This is a genomic window from Azospira sp. APE16 (assembly GCF_047901315.1).
Taxonomy (GTDB): Bacteria; Pseudomonadota; Gammaproteobacteria; order Burkholderiales; family Rhodocyclaceae; genus Azospira; species Azospira oryzae.
Genome location: NZ_CP179682.1, coordinates 3,263,390 through 3,278,325, shown reverse-complemented (window position 1 = coordinate 3,278,325; position 14,936 = coordinate 3,263,390). Strand labels below are relative to the sequence as shown.

Genomic DNA, 14,936 nt, shown 5'->3' with positions numbered 1-14,936 from the left:
TCGTTTTCCCCTCATCACCCCTTACGGAGTCTGGTTTGGATTTTATTAAGCAGAACGCTTTTCTGGTCGGTCTGGTCCTGGCGAGTGGCCTGGCCCTGGTGGTTTCCCTGCTGCGCGGCAATGGCGGCAAGGCCGTTTCCGCCACCGATGCCACCCTGCTGATCAACCGGGAAGATGCCCTGGTGATCGACGTGCGCGATCCGGCCGAGTTCGCCACCGGCCACCTGCCCAATGCCCGCAACACGCCCCTGAACAAGCTGGACGAACACCTGGCTTCCCTGGACCAGTACAAGGACCGGGCCATCGTGGTCTGCTGCGCTTCCGGCATCCGTTCCGCCAAGGCCTGCGAGCAGATGCGCAAGGTCGGTTTTGCCAAGGTGGTGAATCTCTCCGGCGGTGTCGGCACCTGGACCCAGGCCGGCCTGCCCCTGTCCCGCGGCAAGGCCTGAGGAGTCCGTCATGAAACGTGTTCTGATGTATTCCACCGCCGTCTGTCCCTACTGCATCCGCGCCGAGCAACTGCTCAAGAGCAAGGGCGTGGCCGAAATCGAGAAGGTCCGGGTGGACCTGGAGCCGGCCCGCCGCGAGGAAATGATGGAAAAGACCGGCGGCAAGCGTACCGTGCCCCAGATTTTCATCGGCGACACCCACGTCGGCGGCTGCGACGACCTCTATGCCCTGGACCGTGCCGGGGGGCTGGTGCCCCTGCTGGCCGACGAGTCCTGAGTCTCCCTTTCAACCGAATCACTGGAAATCCAAACCATGAGCCAAGCCGAATCCCCCGTTTTCGCCATCGAAAAGCTGTACGTCAAGGATCTGTCCGTCGAAGTGCCGAATGCGCCCCAGATTTTCCTGGAGCAGACCTCCCCCCAGGTGGACATCCAGCTGCGTAGCGAAGGCTCCGGTCTGGGCGACGGCATGTTCGAAGTGGTGTTGACCGTCACCGTCACCGCCAAGCTGGAAGACGGCAAGACCGTGTTCCTGGTGGAAGCCGGCCAGGCCGGCGTGTTCCAGATCCGCAATGTGCCGGAAGAAAACCTGGAGCCCCTGCTGGCCATCGCCTGCCCCAATGTGCTCTTCCCCTATGCCCGGGAAGTGGTTTCCAGCGCCATCGCCCGCGCCGGTTTTGCCCCCGTGGTGCTGCAGCCGGTCAATTTCGAGGCCCTCTACATGGCCCGTCAGGCCGAAGCCCAGCAGGCTGGCGCCAACGAAGTTCCCATCCAGTAATTCAACCGGCAGCCGGAGGTAGGACATGTGCCAGCGCGTATCTTCTTGGATGACGGTTTTGTCGCGTGCCCTGCTTCTTTGCCTGCCGGTCCTGGCCGTCCAGGCGGCTGACTACCGTTCGGTGGAGCCGGGCGAAGGCTCGGCTGCCGCCATCCTCTACGATTCGCCCTCGAAGAAGGGGGTGCCCCAGTTCATCATCCGCCGCTATACCCCGGTGGAAGTGGTGGTCAATCTGGAAGGCTGGGCCAAGGTCCGGGATGCGGCCGGCGGGCTGGCCTGGATTGAGCGGGCGGCCCTGGCCGATCGCCGTACCCTGCAGGTGACGGCGGACCGGGCCGAGGTGCACCAGGCCGCCGATACCGCCTCGCCCCTGGCGTTCCAGGCGGAAAAGGGGGTTGCCCTCGAGCTTCTCGAAGCAGGTCCGGCCGGCTGGGCCAAAGTCCGGCATCGCGACGGCCAGACCGGCTATCTCCGGGCCAACCAGGTCTGGGGCCTTTAAGTATTGATCCATCCATGAATATTGCCGTTCTAGGTGCCGGCGCCTGGGGAACCGCGCTGGCCATCGCCTTTGCTCCGGCCCACCGGGTCCGTCTGTGGTCCTGGGAGCAGCCCCAGGCCGAGATCATGGCCCGGGAGCGGGCTAACAGCCGTTACCTGCCCGGCGCTTCGTTCCCCGAGGGGCTGGAGGTCGGCTCCGACCTGGCCTGGGCCGCCGCCGATGCGGACCTGTTGCTGGTGGCGACGCCCCTGGTCGGTCTGCGTCCCACCCTGCGCAGCCTCAAGGCTGCCGGCCTGGCCGGCACGGTACCCGTGCTGTGGGCCTGCAAGGGCCTGGAGGCTGGTTCCGCCAAGCTGCCGCACCAGGTGGTGGCGGAAGAGCTGGGCGCCGATCATCCCTGTGGCGCCCTTTCCGGACCCAGCTTTGCCGATGAAGTGGCGCGGCAGCAGCCGACGGCCATCACCCTGGCTTCCGCCGATGGGGAACTGGCGGCCCGCCTGGCGCGGCAGCTGCATACGCTGCGTCTGCGCATCTACGCCCACGATGATGTGGTGGGGGTGGAGGTGGGCGGTGCGGTGAAGAATGTGCTGGCCATTGCCACCGGCATCGCCGACGGCCTGGACCTGGGGCTCAATGCCCGGGCGGCCCTGGTGACCCGGGGGCTGGCCGAAATCGCCCGTCTCGGCGAGGCCCTGGGCGGGCGGCGGGAAACCTTCATGGGCCTGGCGGGGATGGGGGACCTGATCCTTACCTGTACCGGCGACCTGTCCCGCAACCGCCGGGTCGGCCTGGCCCTGGGGCAGGGCAAGACCCTGGCCCAGACCCTGGTGGATCTGGGGCATGTGGCGGAGGGCGTCAGCACGGCCGCCGAGGTGGCCGGACTGGCCCGTCGCCTGGGCATCGACATGCCTATCACTGCCGCGGTGGATGCGGTGCTGCACCACGACCTGCCGGCCGCCGAGGCGGTGAGCCAGCTGCTTTCCCGGGACCCCAAGCCCGAGCAGGGCTGATTTGCCGATGACCTAACGGCCGCCGGCAAAGTCCAGTTGCCGCCAAACTTCAAACGCCATCACGGCGGCGGCATTGGAAAGATTGAGACTGCGCTGGTCCGGCAGCATCGGCAGGCGCAGTCGTTGCTCCGGGGCAAACTGGCCCAGGATTTCCTCAGGCAAACCTGCCGTTTCCCGACCAAAAACGAAGGCATCGTCTTGCCGATATCGCACCGTGTCGTAACGTTGTCCGCCGCGGGTGGATAGGGCGAAAAGACGCCGTCCCGCCATGGCTACCAGGCAGCTCTGCCAGTCTCCATGGCGTGTGACTTTGGCATATTCGTGGTAGTCCAGCCCCGCCCGCCGCAATTGTTTGTCCGAAAGATCGAATCCCAAAGGTTCGATGAGATGTAATTCACAGCCAGTATTGGCGCAAAGGCGAATAATGTTGCCGGTGTTGGGCGGGATTTCGGGCTGGTAAAGAATGATGGCGGTCACGAAGGCACAATGCGGCTTGGGTTGGTTGGTAAAAAAGCGCTATAGTTCAAAAAATTAAGCGTCAATCTTAAAGCAGATTGGAGATTTTATGGCGCGGCCGGAGAAAATCCGACTCGGTGACCTGTTGATTCAGCAAGGGCTGCTGACCGAAGCACAGCTCAAGCTGGCCCTGGAAGAGCAAAAGCTGACTGGCCGCAAGCTGGGCCGCATTTTCGTGGATGGGGGGTACGTCAGCGAGGAGCAGATTTCCCAGGCGCTGGCCCGCCAGTTGCGCATCCCCTTCTTCGACCTGAAGACCTTCAACGTCAAGCCGGACCTCACCAAGCTGCTGCCCGAGGCCCAGGCTCGCCGCTTCCGCGCCATTCCCCTGGAAGATCGGGGCAGCGCCCTGCTGGTGGGTCTGGTGGATCCCACCGACCTGCTGGCCTACGACGAAATCGTCCGCCTCGTCCGGCGGGATATCGAGCTGGCGGTGGTGACCGAGAGCCAGCTGCTGGTCACCATCGACCGCCTGTACCGGCGCACCGAGGAAATCTCCGGCCTGGCCAAGGAACTGCAGGCCGAGCTGGGCGACATGCCCATCGAATTCGGCGAATTGCTGGGGCTGACCCCGGGCGCCGAAGATGCGCCGGTGGTGAAGCTGCTGCAGACCGTGTTCGAGGAAGCGCTGCGCACCCGCGCGTCGGACATCCACATCGAGCCCCAGGAGGCGCGCCTGCGCATCCGCTTCCGCATCGACGGCGTGCTGCACATCCAGACCGAGGCCGACCCGAAAATCGCCACTGCCGTGGCCCTGCGCCTGAAGCTGATGTCCGGCCTGGACATCTCCGAAAAGCGCCTGCCCCAGGACGGACGCTTCAACATCAAGGTGCGCAACAATCCGGTGGACGTGCGGATTTCCACCATGCCCACCCAGTACGGCGAGTCGGTGGTGATGCGGATCCTGGCCCAGTCCAACGGTATCCTCGGCCTCGACAACATCCACATGCCGGCCCATATCCTGGACCGTCTGCGGCATGCCATCCACCGTCCCAGCGGCATCGTCCTGGTCACCGGACCCACCGGCTCCGGCAAGACCACTACCCTGTATGCGGCCCTGTCCGAACTGAATACCACGGAAAAGAAGGTCATCACCGTGGAAGACCCGGTGGAATACCGGCTGCCGGGCATCAATCAGGTGCAGGTGCACGAAAAAATCGATCTTTCCTTCGACCGGGTGCTGCGTACGGCCTTGCGCCAGGATCCGGACATCATCCTGGTGGGCGAAATGCGCGACCAGATGACGGCCGAAATCGGCATGCGGGCCGCCATGACCGGCCACCTGGTGCTGTCCACCCTGCACACCAACGATGCCATCTCCACGCCTATCCGCCTGCTCGACATGGGGGTGCCGCGCTACATGGTGGCCCTGTCTCTGCAACTGGTCCTGGCCCAGCGTCTGGTGCGCGTGATCTGTGATTCCTGTGCCGCGCCCCATGTGCCGGAGCCCCACGAGCGCGAGTGGCTGCGTTATGAACTGGGCGAGCAACTCGACGGTCACCACTTCAAGAAGGGTACCGGGTGTCCCCACTGCGGCGGAACCGGCTACCAGGGGCGTACCGGTGTATGGGAAATGCTGGAAATGACCAGCGAGGTGGTGGAAGCCACCAATCAGGACGATCCTTCCATCTTCATGCAGGCAGCCCGCAAGCAGATGGGCGGCAACACCCTGCGCCGGGATGCGGTACGCCTGGCCCGTCAGGGCCGTACCACCATTGACGAGGCCATGCGCGTGGCCAGCCAGACGGAAGACTGAGCGTGGCCAATTTCAGCTATCGGGGCCGCAGCAGCGGCGGTGGCCTGGTCAATGGCTCCCTGGAGGCCATGTCTGCCTCGGCCGTGGCCGATCAACTGTTGTTGCAGGGGATTACGCCGCTGGAAATCAAGCCGGCTCCCAGGCAGGAGGACGGGGGCGGCCTCAAGTTCAACCTGACCCTGTTTGCGGAAAAAGTCCGTCATGTGGACGTGCTGCTTTTCAGCCGCCAGATCTATACCTTGCTCAAGGCCGGCGTGCCGATCATGCGCGCCTTGGCCGGCTTGCAGGAATCCAGCAGCAACGGCGCCATGAAGCGGTTGCTGCAGGAAGTGCGGGAGAGCCTGGATTCCGGCCGTGAGTTGTCCGCGTCTCTGGCGCGTCACTCGACTGTTTTCCCCCCGTTCTATCTCTCCATGGTGCGGGTGGGGGAAATGACCGGTCGGCTGGAGGAGATATTCCTCCGTCTCTTCTACCACCTGGATTTCGAGCAGTTCATGCGCAACCAGGTGAAGTCGGCCCTGCGTTATCCAAGCTTTGTCGTGGCGGCCATGGCGATTGCCATTGTGGTGGTGAATATCTGGGTGATTCCTGCTTTCGCCCAGGTCTTCAAGGGCTTCAATGCCAAGTTGCCTTTCATGACCCAGTTGCTCATCAATTTCTCCGATTTCATGGTGGCCGATTGGCCCTACCTGCTGGCGGGATTGATCGGGATCGTATTCGCCTTCCGCGCCTGGGTGGCGACACCTGTGGGGCGCTACCTGTGGGACCGGACCAAGCTACGGGTCCCCATTGCCGGAAAGATTGTGGAAAAGGCCACCCTGGCTCGCTTTTCCCGCAGCTTCGCTTTGGCGGTGCGTAGCGGCGTGCCTGTTGTGCAGGCCATGAGCGTGGTGGCCCAGACGGTGGACAATGTCTTCATCGCGGACAAGATCGAGAAAATGCGCGAAGGCGTGGAGCGGGGTGAGTCCGTCCTGCGTACCGCCATCAGTGCCAGGGTATTTACTCCCATCGTGCTGCAGATGGTGGCTGTCGGGGAGGAGTCCGGTGCTTTGGACGACATGATGGAAGAGGTGGCGGACATGTATCAGCGGGAGGTGGAATACGAACTGAAAAACCTGTCCCAACAGATTGAGCCCATTCTCATCGTCGCTCTCGGCATCCTGGTGCTGATTCTGGCATTGGGCATCTTCCTGCCGATCTGGGACCTGGGCAGGGTTGCCTTCAAGCGCGGATAACAATGAGGCACCGGGCTTGGGGGGCTTCCCGTTTTGAGCTGCTGGTCGTTCTAGTGGTTGCTTTGGTATTGCTGGCGGCTTTGCTGTACCGATTTCGAGAAGTGCAGATGGCGGTCGAGCGAACAGCTGTGGTTTCTGTACTGGACACTATACGAGCCGGTGTATGGTTAGAGGCTGCGGCCCGCATCGGAGTGGAGGGTGATGGGGCCTTGGTGCATTTGGCAACAGAGAATCCTTTCCCTGCTTTGCATGGGGCGGTTTCTTCCTATGCGGGTGTAATCTCCGGGAATGATCGCAACTTACAAGCTGGGGCTTGGTATTTTGATGTGCAGCGGAAGAAAATCCTTTATCAGCCAAGGTTCTCCGAGAACTTTTTCACAAGCGAAATGACGTCCGGCAGCGTAGAGTTCACAATTGCCGCGGTGTACCAAGAGTCCCCGCCCCATGGACGAGTTTTTGAAGGAATGCGCCTTACCGGCCAATGTGCGTGCGAGTGGTTGCCAAAACATTATGCGGTTTCACCCGCAGGGAGAAAGCAGTGAAGTTGATCAAGGCCAAGCAGAAAGGTTTTACCCTTATCGAATTGATCGTGGTGATCATTATCCTGGGTATTCTGGCGGCTACGGCTTTGCCTCGTTTCGTTAATCTGCAGGTGCAGGCGCGCCAAGCCAAGTTACAGGGAGCCATGGCTTCTGTACGTGCTGCCTCTGCCTTGTTTCATGCAACCTGTCTGGCTCGTGCAGGAAACGGTGGTGCTTGCCCGTCCGATGCCAGCGTAATTAACGTCCCGATGGAAGGCGTCAATATTACCGGGGTAGCCCAATATCCGACGGCTGACGCCAACGGCATCATTGCAGCTGCTGGCTTGCTGGCCGGGGCGGCTGCTGGCGCCGGGGTGGATTACGTGACCAGCGGTGGCGGCGCCGGAGCAGCCGCTACCCTGACCATTGCAGTTCCAGGCGGTACCGGCACCAATTGCCAGTTCACCTATCAGTCGGCACAAATTTCCGGTACTGCTGTCATCGCACCGGTCATTGGTACTGCGATCAACAATTCTGAATGTCTGTAGTTTTTTTCTAAAGGAGTCTTTACTGTGAAAAGCCAACAAAAAGGTTTCACCCTGATCGAACTGATCGTGGTGATCGTCATTCTGGGTATCCTGGCTGCAACTGCCCTGCCCAAGTTCATCGACCTGGGCAGCGATGCCCGCAAGGCGGTGATGGCCGGTGTTGAAGGCTCCATGCGTGGTGCCAATTCCATGATTTACGGCAAGGCGGCAGCAGCGGGTAATCTTTCCGGCTCCAGCACTGTGGCGGTTCCCGGCGGTACGGTGCAGACGCTGAACGGCTATGCTTCCAGTGCAACTGAGCTTGCCAAAGCCATGGATCTGAGCCCCGAAATTAAGGTGTCTGGCACTCGGATTCAGCATGACAAAGCAGCGACTCCGGCATCCTGCTCCATCGCCTACACTGCTCCGGCAACGGCGGGCCAGGTGCCGACTTATACTTCCAACTATTCCGCTACCAACGCCTGCAACTAACAAGTACAGGCTGGTGGGTGCCCGTAACTAGGGCAATAGGGCGGCCCGGGCATGTCTCGGGCCGTTTTCTTAAGGGTGTCCCAGGCATGAGATCATCTAGAGGGTTTACGTTGGTGGAGTTGGTCACCACGATGATCGTGCTCGGCATTCTGGCTGCCTTTGCCATTCCCAAGTTCGACGGCAGGCACGGTTTTTCTGCCCGGGGGTTTTCTGACCAGTTGCTGTCACTGCTACAGGAAGCGAGGCGTACCGCAGTGGCGCAGCGACGCACAGTGTGTGTCGCAGATAACGGCACGGGAATTTCCGTCAGCAAATCCAAATTTGCGGCCAGTGGCGCTTGTGATCAGGACCTGGCCCATCCAACTAGTAGCGGCAATTACGTTTTGCCTATCCCCTCCGGCGTCACGCTGGGAGGTTTTCCCGCCGGGAATACCCTGCGGTTTGACCCTTTGGGGCGCTTATCGCCGACGGCGACAGTACAGTTGAATATAACTGCCGATGAAGGGAATTTTTCCCTGAGCATCGAAGGCGAGACCGGGTATGTGCACTACTGATGCACGGCCCAGGGGGCTGCTAACAATCACCCAGGCCTCCATTGAGGGGCGGGGCTTCACTCTCATCGAAACAATTGTGTTCATTCTCGTGGTGGGAGTCGGGGTGGTTGGATTGTTGTCCGCGATGAGTACTGCCTTTCGCTTCAGTGCCGACCCCCTGCCGCAAAAGCAGGCCCTGGCTCTGGCCGAATCCCTGATGGAAGAAATTACCTCCGCCGGATTCACCTTTTGCCAACCCCAGGATCCCAATTTTCTTTCGGCCACCAACACGGCCCAGTGCACTCCCGCACTGATCGAGAGTGTGGGGCCGGATACTTTCTCCGGAGTGACCGAGGCGCGTCCGTTCGACAACGTCAATGATTATGTTGATGCCTTTGGTACGCCGAAGAACATTGCCGCAACCGATCTTTCTTCCGGTATTGCCGCACCCGCAGGCTATCAGGCCTCGGTGACCATTTCTGAACTCGGTATCGCCGGCATCTCGGCGACGGAGTCTCTGCTGGTCAATGTCACGGTGACGGGGCCCAACAACACGCGGATCAGCCTCGATGGTTACCGTACCCGTCATGCGCCGCGGGTGTCGCCATGAGTCAGGCGCGTCATCGTCAGCGGGGCTTCACCCTGATCGAAGCCATTGTCGCCATGGTACTGCTGGGGATTGCCGGCTCGCTGGTGGGCATGTTCATCCGGATTCCCATCGAAGGCTATTTCGATACGGAGCGCCGGGCCCGTCTGACGGACACTGCGGACACCGCCCTGCGCCGCATGGCGCGGGATTTGCGCCTGGCTCTGCCCAACAGCATCCGCATAACTGCCGTCGGCAACGTGCGTTACCTGGAGTTTCTGCAGACCCGAGTTGGTGGGCGCTACCGTACTGATCCGACGGCAGCCGGTGGTGGCAATCCGTTGGAATTTGGCATAGCGGACACCAACGGCTTCGACGTACTGGGTACTCCACCGGTTTTTCAGGCGGGGGACCATGTCGCCATTGCCAATCTGGGGACGGATTCGGGGGCGGATGCCTATACCGGCAACAACATGGTGCCCATCACGGGCATTACCCCTGCCGGTGTGGTTCAGTTTGCAGCCTTCCGTTTTCCGGTTCCTTCTCCCGGCGCCCGCTTCTTCATCGTGAACCAGCGCGTGACCTATGAATGTAATCCGGATGCCGGGTTGCTGCGCCGTTATTCGGGCTACGCCCTGGTGGGGGCGGTCCAGCCCACCCCTCCCGGCGTGGCGCCGGTACTGCTTGCCGATCGGGTAGCCAATCGCGCCAATGCCTGCACCATGACTTACGATGCCAATGTGGCCAATACCCGTATGGGCGTCGTTTCCATGTCCCTGACGCTGGAGGAAGCCGGCGAGTCAGTGACCCTGTTGCATCAGGTGCATGTGAGCAACGTGCCATGAAGCCCGTTCTGCCTGGTCGTCAGCGGCAACGCGGGGTGTCGATCATCGCCGCGGTGTTTCTGCTGATTCTCTTTGCCGCCCTGGCAACCTACATGCTATGGCTGACCTCGGCCCAGAACCGGGGCAGCGCCCAGGATGTGCAAGGGGCGCGGGCATACCAGGCGGCCCGGGCCGGCGCTGAGTGGGGGCTGTTTCAGTTGTTGCGGGCCGGTCAGTGTGGTGGCGGGACCGATATCACATTTGCCGGGACTGAGCTTGCCGGGTTTGTGGCCAGTGTGGTCTGCGAACGTGTGGCCAGTACAGACGAAAGTGGTTCGGCTGTTAATGTCTATGAGATTACGTCCACGGCTTGCAACGTGCCTAGCTCCGGCTCTTGCGATGGAATTGAAGCAGTTGGTAATGACTACGTGGAACGGCAGGTTCGCGTGACAACCGGCTGTGCCGTAGATGGTGTGACGCCAGTGTGCCCCCCGTAGCGCAAGAATGACTAAGGTGTCGTTATGAAACAGACCGCTTTGAGTCGAACCCAGTTTCGTTTCTTGGGTCAATGGAAGCAGGCGTTTAAGTGCCTGTTGCTCGTTCTCGCCTCGTTTCTCGTTGTTGACCTCGCGTGGGCGAACCGGACTATCACGGGGGCATCGGTCAACGCGACAGCCAGTGTCACTGTTGCTTCTGGGGCCACGGTTGCTCTGACTGTGAACGTGACTACAAACTCCACTGGAAGTAGTCGCTGGCGTGGTACACGTTGGGCTATTGCGGCATCGGCGCCTGCCGCCTCCGCATATGCCTGTTATGACAATCCAAATCATAATTCTTCAGGCAGTTACAGCGAGACGTTCAATATCACTGCCCCTGCATCGCAAGGGACGTACAACGTCTATGCGATCGCCTACGACAATGATGGCTGTTCTAGCGGTGCGAGTCCAACCTATACGTTAGTTGGCGCCATTATTGTGGCTCCACGAAACTGTGTTTCAGCCAATGCAGGGGATTGGAGTGCCGCCGCCACCTGGAATTGTGTAAGTTCGGGTGACGGCCCCCCCACCAGTATCGACAGCGCCACCATTAATAACCACGCGGTTGCCTTCAACACCAGCAGTACGGTTGCCTCCCTGACCATCAATTCCGGTTCCCTGACCCAGAAGGTGGGGACTGGGGCCTTGACGCTGACGGTGAATGGCAATATCACCAATTCCGGCTCTATCCTGGATAACGGTAACAATGGCAGTTTCGACATTACTGCCGGCGGCAGCGTTTCCAACACGGGGTCGGCCTTTACCGTCGACAATCTGACGGTGACGGGGAATGTGACCAGCAGTAGTCCGATGACTGTGCGCGCTGCGCTTTCCGTCAGCGGCGACCTAAACAATAACGGCAGCGCCGGCCTGACGGCCGGCACCATGACGGTGAGCGGGACTGCCACTTCCAATGCGCCATTAACGGCTACGACTTTCAACGTCGGTGGCGACCTGACCAGTTCAAATGCGCTGACCGTCACCAATCTGATTTTCCAGAAAGCGGGTACCCAGGCCGCCACGTTCTACAACAGCCAGAATGTGGTGACCAACTTTACCGTCAATAGCGGCAGCACGGTTTCTTCATCCAACTACTCGACGTTGAACGTCAAGGGGGCGCTGACCAATAACGGCAGTATCGCCCTGCCCAATACCAGCTGGATCTTCAATGGCACCTCGGCCCAGACCATTGGCGGCAGCTCGGATTCCAGCCTGGGCAACATGACCATGAACAACAGCGCCGGTGTGACCTTGAGCCGCAATGTCACGGTGCCCGGCACGTTGACCCTGACTTCGGGAAACATCACTGCCGGCAGCTATGTGCTGGCAGTTACCGGAACCTATTGCCCGGCCAGCATCAGCGGCGGCAGCGCCGCCAGCTACGTCATCGGCAATCTGCGCCTGAGCTTCCCGCCCTATAACGCCACCTGCACCTATCCCATTGGCGATACCAGCGCTTATGCCCCCATGACCATTGCCTTCCCCTGGTTTGCCGGCATCAGCGGGGGCACCCTGACCGGGAGCACGACCAAGGGGCAGCATCCCCAGATCAACACCTCCGGTATCAATCCCCTGATGGATGTGAATCGCTACTGGACTCTTGGCGTTAGCGGAGACACCCTTACCTCCCTACCCAGCGGCGGGTCCTACAATGCAACTTTCCAGTTTGTTGCTGCCGACATTCTGGGTGGTGCCCAGGTGTCCACTTTCGCCGGAAGCAGGTACGCCAGCGGTGCGTGGACATCTCCGGTGCTGGCCTTGAGTTCCTATACGGCGAACAGCGTCAGCCTGTCCGGGCTTACGCTGTTCGGCAGTTTCGTGACCGGCCAGCCCGGCTCTCCCAATCCGGGGCAGTGCTCTGTTCCCCCGTTTGTCCCGTCCGGCGTCACCTGCTATTGCGACAGTTTCACCGGTTCCAATCTGACCTCCGGTATCTTCAATTCAAAGTGGACGGTCAGTACGCTGGGGCCGCGCAGTTATACGCCGTCATTTGTCAGTGGCCGTTTGCGCCTGACGGACAACAATACCAACGAGGCTACCTCCGCAACCCTGGGGGCCATTTTCCCTGCGGCCGGTAACTACATATCCGTGGAATTCCGGCAGTTTGCCTATAACGGTAGCGGTGCGGATGGTCTGGCCGTCACTCTGTCCGATTACAGTGTGGCGCCGAATCCGGGAGCGTTTGGTGGTTCTCTGGGGTATGCACAGAAGTCTGGGATCGTTGGCTTTGCCGGAGGTTGGATCGGCGTCGGCTTCGACGAGTTTGGCAACTACACCAATCCCACTGAGGGGCGTATAGATGGACCGGGCTACTTCAGCCAAGTGGTTGCCGTGCGCGGTTCATACGCTGCGACTACGCCGGCCAATCTCTACAGCCTGGGCTACCCCTATCTGGCCCGCTCTGCAGTGCAGAGCGGAAGCAATACCATTGACAACCGCACATCCTCGGTGGCGTCCCGCGGGTACTACTATCAAGTGGTCATTGACGCCAGAAACTACACGACAGCCAACAAGACGGCCCAGATTCAGGTGAATCGGGATACCAGTTGCAGTACCGATTTTTGTCCGACCACTGGTTATGTAAATCTTCTGGCCCCCTTTGATGCCTATGCCCCAGGTTTTACCCCGACCACCGCCCAGGTCCCGGTGCCGGACAACTGGCAGATATCCTTTACCGGCTCCACCGGGTCCTCAACCAATATCCATGAAATATCCGGCCTACGGGTCTGCGCTCAAAGCATCATCCCGCCCAATGGCACTACGGCAAGCGGATTCAATGCCATCGACAGCGCCATGGCCCGAACGGATATCAATGTGCAGCAGGCCGGCGCCCACATCTATACCAAGCTTGTCGGCGTTGATTTCGCATTGAATATCGCCGTCTTGAATAGTGCTGGGACCGGTATCGACTCCAACTACGCGCTGACCTCCAACAAGACTGTCACCGTGGAGTTGATCGACAACAGTACGACGGCCAACCAAGCGGCAACTTGTTCGGCCAAGTCCAGTTTTGCCTCGACGACGATGTCGTTTACTTCGACCGACAAGGGCTTCAAGTTGTCGCCGACTTTCAAGATCAATTCGGCTTACAGCAACGTCCTGGTCCGGATGAAGGACAGCACGACCACTGCCTGCTCCTCCGATACCTTTGCCATCCGCCCCCTTTCGCTGACCAACGTTACAGCCAAGGTTGGCAGCACGGATCTGGTGGCTTCAAGCAATGGGGCCGGTGCAGCCATGACCGTGAAGGCCGGCTCAGATTTTTCCCTTTCGGCGACGGCCAGTCCGAGTAGCAATTACAGCGGAACCCCCAGTATCGTCACCGCCAATGTCGTCGATGTGGCCAGTAGTGGTGCCATTTCCCCTGCACCCCTGTCGTGCGCGTTTTCAGCGGCAGACACTTCTTCGGGAACTGCCAGTGGTACCTGTCAGTATCGGGAAGTTGGCTATTTCTCCTTGCCGGTGGATGCGCTGATCGATAATGCCTTCACGACCGTTGACCAAAACGGGCGGGATGACTGCATCGTCAATAGCACCTCCAATACGCTGAGTAACGGCAAGTACGGCTGCAACATCGGGACGCCGTCCGCCACCAGTTGGGGGCGTTTCATCCCCGATCATTTCGAGTTGTCGGCCGTTGCTCTTGATAACCGCAGCGAACTGACGACCTGCAGCAACCGGAACCTGGATGGTTTCACCTATATGGGGGAACCCATCGGACTTGGCTTCTCCATAGCGGCCAAGGCTGTTGGCGGTTCTACCACGGAGAACTACGACTTTGGCCGCGGCTATTCCCGCTTGACCATGGGTAATTGGCTGGCGGCAGCCGGCGCCTCCCCCCTGGATAGCAACAACTTCAATCTCTGGGCCTTGGATAATCCTGCCACCGGGAGTGCCACGGTCTTTCCCGGGGGGGGCGGAACCCGCCTCGGTTTTACGCCCGGCACAGTCTCTACTGCCTGCAGCGGGTCTCCGACCAATCGGTGGTGTGCCGGGGTTGCAACGATTGCCGGCAACCTCGTATTGAATCGCGCGGCAACCGCTGACGGGCCCTACGCGAGCTTCACCATTGGCGCAGTTCCCCGGGACCAGGATGGTGTTTCGCTGGCAGCGACGGCGCTGAATCTGGATGCCGACCAGTCCGGCAGCAATGAGCGGGCCAAGCTGGCGACGACGGCGGTCCGTTTCGGCTTGCTGCAACTGACGACGGCCTATGGCTCCGAATTGCTGCCCCTGTCTGTCGGCATGGAAGCCCGGTTCTGGAACGGCCTGGCCTTCGTGCTCAATGCCCAGGACAACTGCACCACGATTCAGCCAACCAACGTAGCCTCGGCCAGGGTGGCTGGTGACACCTCTGCAACCCTGGGGGCGCCAACCGTGACGCAGATTGCCGCGGGCAAGGGGCGCTTGCGCTTTGCCTCTCCCGGTTTGCGCTCCACTTTCCGTGTCTGTGTGGATTTGGGTGGCGATGCCAACTGTGCGGCAACTAGCTCTGCTGCCATGAGTTATATGACAGGGCGTTGGGATGGCAGTGCCCTGTTTGACCGGGATCCGTCAGCCAGAGCGGCGTTTGGCCTGAACCGGGGGGCCTACCTGTATTACCGGGAGAACTACTGATGTGGGTAAAAATTCATAGTAATTAGGCCCATATATTGTTATCTTTTAGTGAAATAT

The 14,936-nt window shown here is 60.5% G+C and carries 16 protein-coding genes; 15 read left to right on the top strand and 1 reads right to left on the bottom strand.

What is annotated here, in order from left to right:
* The first annotated feature begins 35 nt into the window (after window positions 1-35).
* From ACLSSQ_RS15645 to ACLSSQ_RS15625, 5 genes are read left to right on the top strand one after another with little or no spacing between them, the layout of a single operon-like run.
* A complete protein-coding gene (locus ACLSSQ_RS15645; RefSeq protein ID WP_014236374.1) occupies window positions 36-449 on the top strand; it encodes a rhodanese-like domain-containing protein in 414 nt (137 codons plus the stop codon).
* Window positions 450-459: 10 nt separating this feature from the next.
* Window positions 460-726, top strand: a complete 267-nt coding sequence (gene grxC / locus ACLSSQ_RS15640) for a glutaredoxin 3 (protein ID WP_014236375.1) — start codon at window positions 460-462, stop codon at window positions 724-726.
* Window positions 727-762: 36 nt separating this feature from the next.
* Window positions 763-1,227 carry a protein-export chaperone SecB gene (gene secB, locus ACLSSQ_RS15635; protein WP_014236376.1) on the top strand — a complete coding sequence of 155 codons (465 nt, stop codon included), beginning with the start codon at window positions 763-765 and terminating at the stop codon, window positions 1,225-1,227.
* Between the two features lie 49 nt (window positions 1,228-1,276).
* Window positions 1,277-1,726 (top strand): SH3 domain-containing protein, encoded by a 450-nt coding sequence (locus ACLSSQ_RS15630; RefSeq protein ID WP_232058906.1) that lies wholly within the window; start codon window positions 1,277-1,279, stop codon window positions 1,724-1,726.
* Window positions 1,727-1,740: 14 nt separating this feature from the next.
* Window positions 1,741-2,736, top strand: coding sequence for an NAD(P)H-dependent glycerol-3-phosphate dehydrogenase (locus tag ACLSSQ_RS15625; protein ID WP_416243195.1), 996 nt, complete (start codon window positions 1,741-1,743; stop codon window positions 2,734-2,736).
* A gap of 12 nt (window positions 2,737-2,748) precedes the next feature.
* On the opposite strand, the gene trmL is transcribed toward ACLSSQ_RS15625, so the two are convergent.
* Window positions 2,749-3,213 carry a tRNA (uridine(34)/cytosine(34)/5-carboxymethylaminomethyluridine(34)-2'-O)-methyltransferase TrmL gene (trmL, locus tag ACLSSQ_RS15620; RefSeq protein WP_416243194.1) on the bottom strand — a complete coding sequence of 155 codons (465 nt, stop codon included), beginning with the start codon at window positions 3,211-3,213 and terminating at the stop codon, window positions 2,749-2,751.
* 124 nt (window positions 3,214-3,337) lie between these two features.
* On the opposite strand from trmL, the gene ACLSSQ_RS15615 reads away from it, so the two are divergent.
* The 10 genes from ACLSSQ_RS15615 (at window position 3,338) to ACLSSQ_RS15570 (ending at window position 14,879) form a co-directional block, all read left to right on the top strand.
* On the top strand, window positions 3,338-5,008 hold the full coding sequence (locus tag ACLSSQ_RS15615; protein WP_232058805.1) for a GspE/PulE family protein: 1,671 nt from the start codon (window positions 3,338-3,340) through the stop codon (window positions 5,006-5,008).
* Between the two features lie 2 nt (window positions 5,009-5,010).
* Window positions 5,011-6,243 (top strand): type II secretion system F family protein, encoded by a 1,233-nt coding sequence (locus tag ACLSSQ_RS15610; protein ID WP_416243193.1) that lies wholly within the window; start codon window positions 5,011-5,013, stop codon window positions 6,241-6,243.
* A 53-nt stretch (window positions 6,244-6,296) separates the two neighbouring features.
* Window positions 6,297-6,785: a hypothetical protein gene (locus ACLSSQ_RS15605; RefSeq protein WP_416243192.1), complete on the top strand. Its 489-nt coding sequence runs from the start codon at window positions 6,297-6,299 to the stop codon at window positions 6,783-6,785.
* Window positions 6,782-7,312 carry a prepilin-type N-terminal cleavage/methylation domain-containing protein gene (locus ACLSSQ_RS15600; RefSeq protein ID WP_416243191.1) on the top strand — a complete coding sequence of 177 codons (531 nt, stop codon included), beginning with the start codon at window positions 6,782-6,784 and terminating at the stop codon, window positions 7,310-7,312. The genes ACLSSQ_RS15605 and ACLSSQ_RS15600 overlap by 4 nt, the downstream gene beginning before the upstream one ends.
* 24 nt (window positions 7,313-7,336) lie before the next feature.
* The gene (locus ACLSSQ_RS15595; RefSeq protein WP_416243190.1) at window positions 7,337-7,783 is read left to right on the top strand and encodes a type II secretion system protein; all 447 of its coding nucleotides are present in this window, start codon (window positions 7,337-7,339) and stop codon (window positions 7,781-7,783) included.
* Between the two features lie 113 nt (window positions 7,784-7,896).
* On the top strand, window positions 7,897-8,337 hold the full coding sequence (locus ACLSSQ_RS15590; protein WP_416243189.1) for a GspH/FimT family pseudopilin: 441 nt from the start codon (window positions 7,897-7,899) through the stop codon (window positions 8,335-8,337).
* A complete protein-coding gene (locus ACLSSQ_RS15585) occupies window positions 8,324-8,926 on the top strand; it encodes a type IV pilus modification PilV family protein (protein WP_416243188.1) in 603 nt (200 codons plus the stop codon). Before ACLSSQ_RS15590 ends, ACLSSQ_RS15585 begins: the two co-directional genes overlap by 14 nt.
* The gene (locus tag ACLSSQ_RS15580) at window positions 8,923-9,747 is read left to right on the top strand and encodes a type II secretion system protein (RefSeq protein ID WP_014236386.1); all 825 of its coding nucleotides are present in this window, start codon (window positions 8,923-8,925) and stop codon (window positions 9,745-9,747) included. The genes ACLSSQ_RS15585 and ACLSSQ_RS15580 overlap by 4 nt, the downstream gene beginning before the upstream one ends.
* Window positions 9,744-10,223 carry a hypothetical protein gene (locus ACLSSQ_RS15575; RefSeq protein WP_416243187.1) on the top strand — a complete coding sequence of 160 codons (480 nt, stop codon included), beginning with the start codon at window positions 9,744-9,746 and terminating at the stop codon, window positions 10,221-10,223. The genes ACLSSQ_RS15580 and ACLSSQ_RS15575 overlap by 4 nt, the downstream gene beginning before the upstream one ends.
* A gap of 24 nt (window positions 10,224-10,247) precedes the next feature.
* Window positions 10,248-14,879 carry a DUF6701 domain-containing protein gene (locus ACLSSQ_RS15570; RefSeq protein WP_416243186.1) on the top strand — a complete coding sequence of 1,544 codons (4,632 nt, stop codon included), beginning with the start codon at window positions 10,248-10,250 and terminating at the stop codon, window positions 14,877-14,879.
* The last annotated feature ends 57 nt before the right edge of the window (window positions 14,880-14,936 follow it).

Coding starts and splice junctions, on each gene's coding strand:
- grxC (WP_014236375.1), top strand. CDS start 460: ATGAAACGTGTTCTGATGTATTCCACCGCCGTCTGTCCCTACTGCATC.
- secB (WP_014236376.1), top strand. CDS start 763: ATGAGCCAAGCCGAATCCCCCGTTTTCGCCATCGAAAAGCTGTACGTC.
- ACLSSQ_RS15630 (WP_232058906.1), top strand. CDS start 1,277: ATGACGGTTTTGTCGCGTGCCCTGCTTCTTTGCCTGCCGGTCCTGGCC.
- ACLSSQ_RS15625 (WP_416243195.1), top strand. CDS start 1,741: ATGAATATTGCCGTTCTAGGTGCCGGCGCCTGGGGAACCGCGCTGGCC.
- ACLSSQ_RS15585 (WP_416243188.1), top strand. CDS start 8,324: ATGTGCACTACTGATGCACGGCCCAGGGGGCTGCTAACAATCACCCAG.
- ACLSSQ_RS15580 (WP_014236386.1), top strand. CDS start 8,923: ATGAGTCAGGCGCGTCATCGTCAGCGGGGCTTCACCCTGATCGAAGCC.
- ACLSSQ_RS15575 (WP_416243187.1), top strand. CDS start 9,744: ATGAAGCCCGTTCTGCCTGGTCGTCAGCGGCAACGCGGGGTGTCGATC.
- ACLSSQ_RS15570 (WP_416243186.1), top strand. CDS start 10,248: ATGAAACAGACCGCTTTGAGTCGAACCCAGTTTCGTTTCTTGGGTCAA.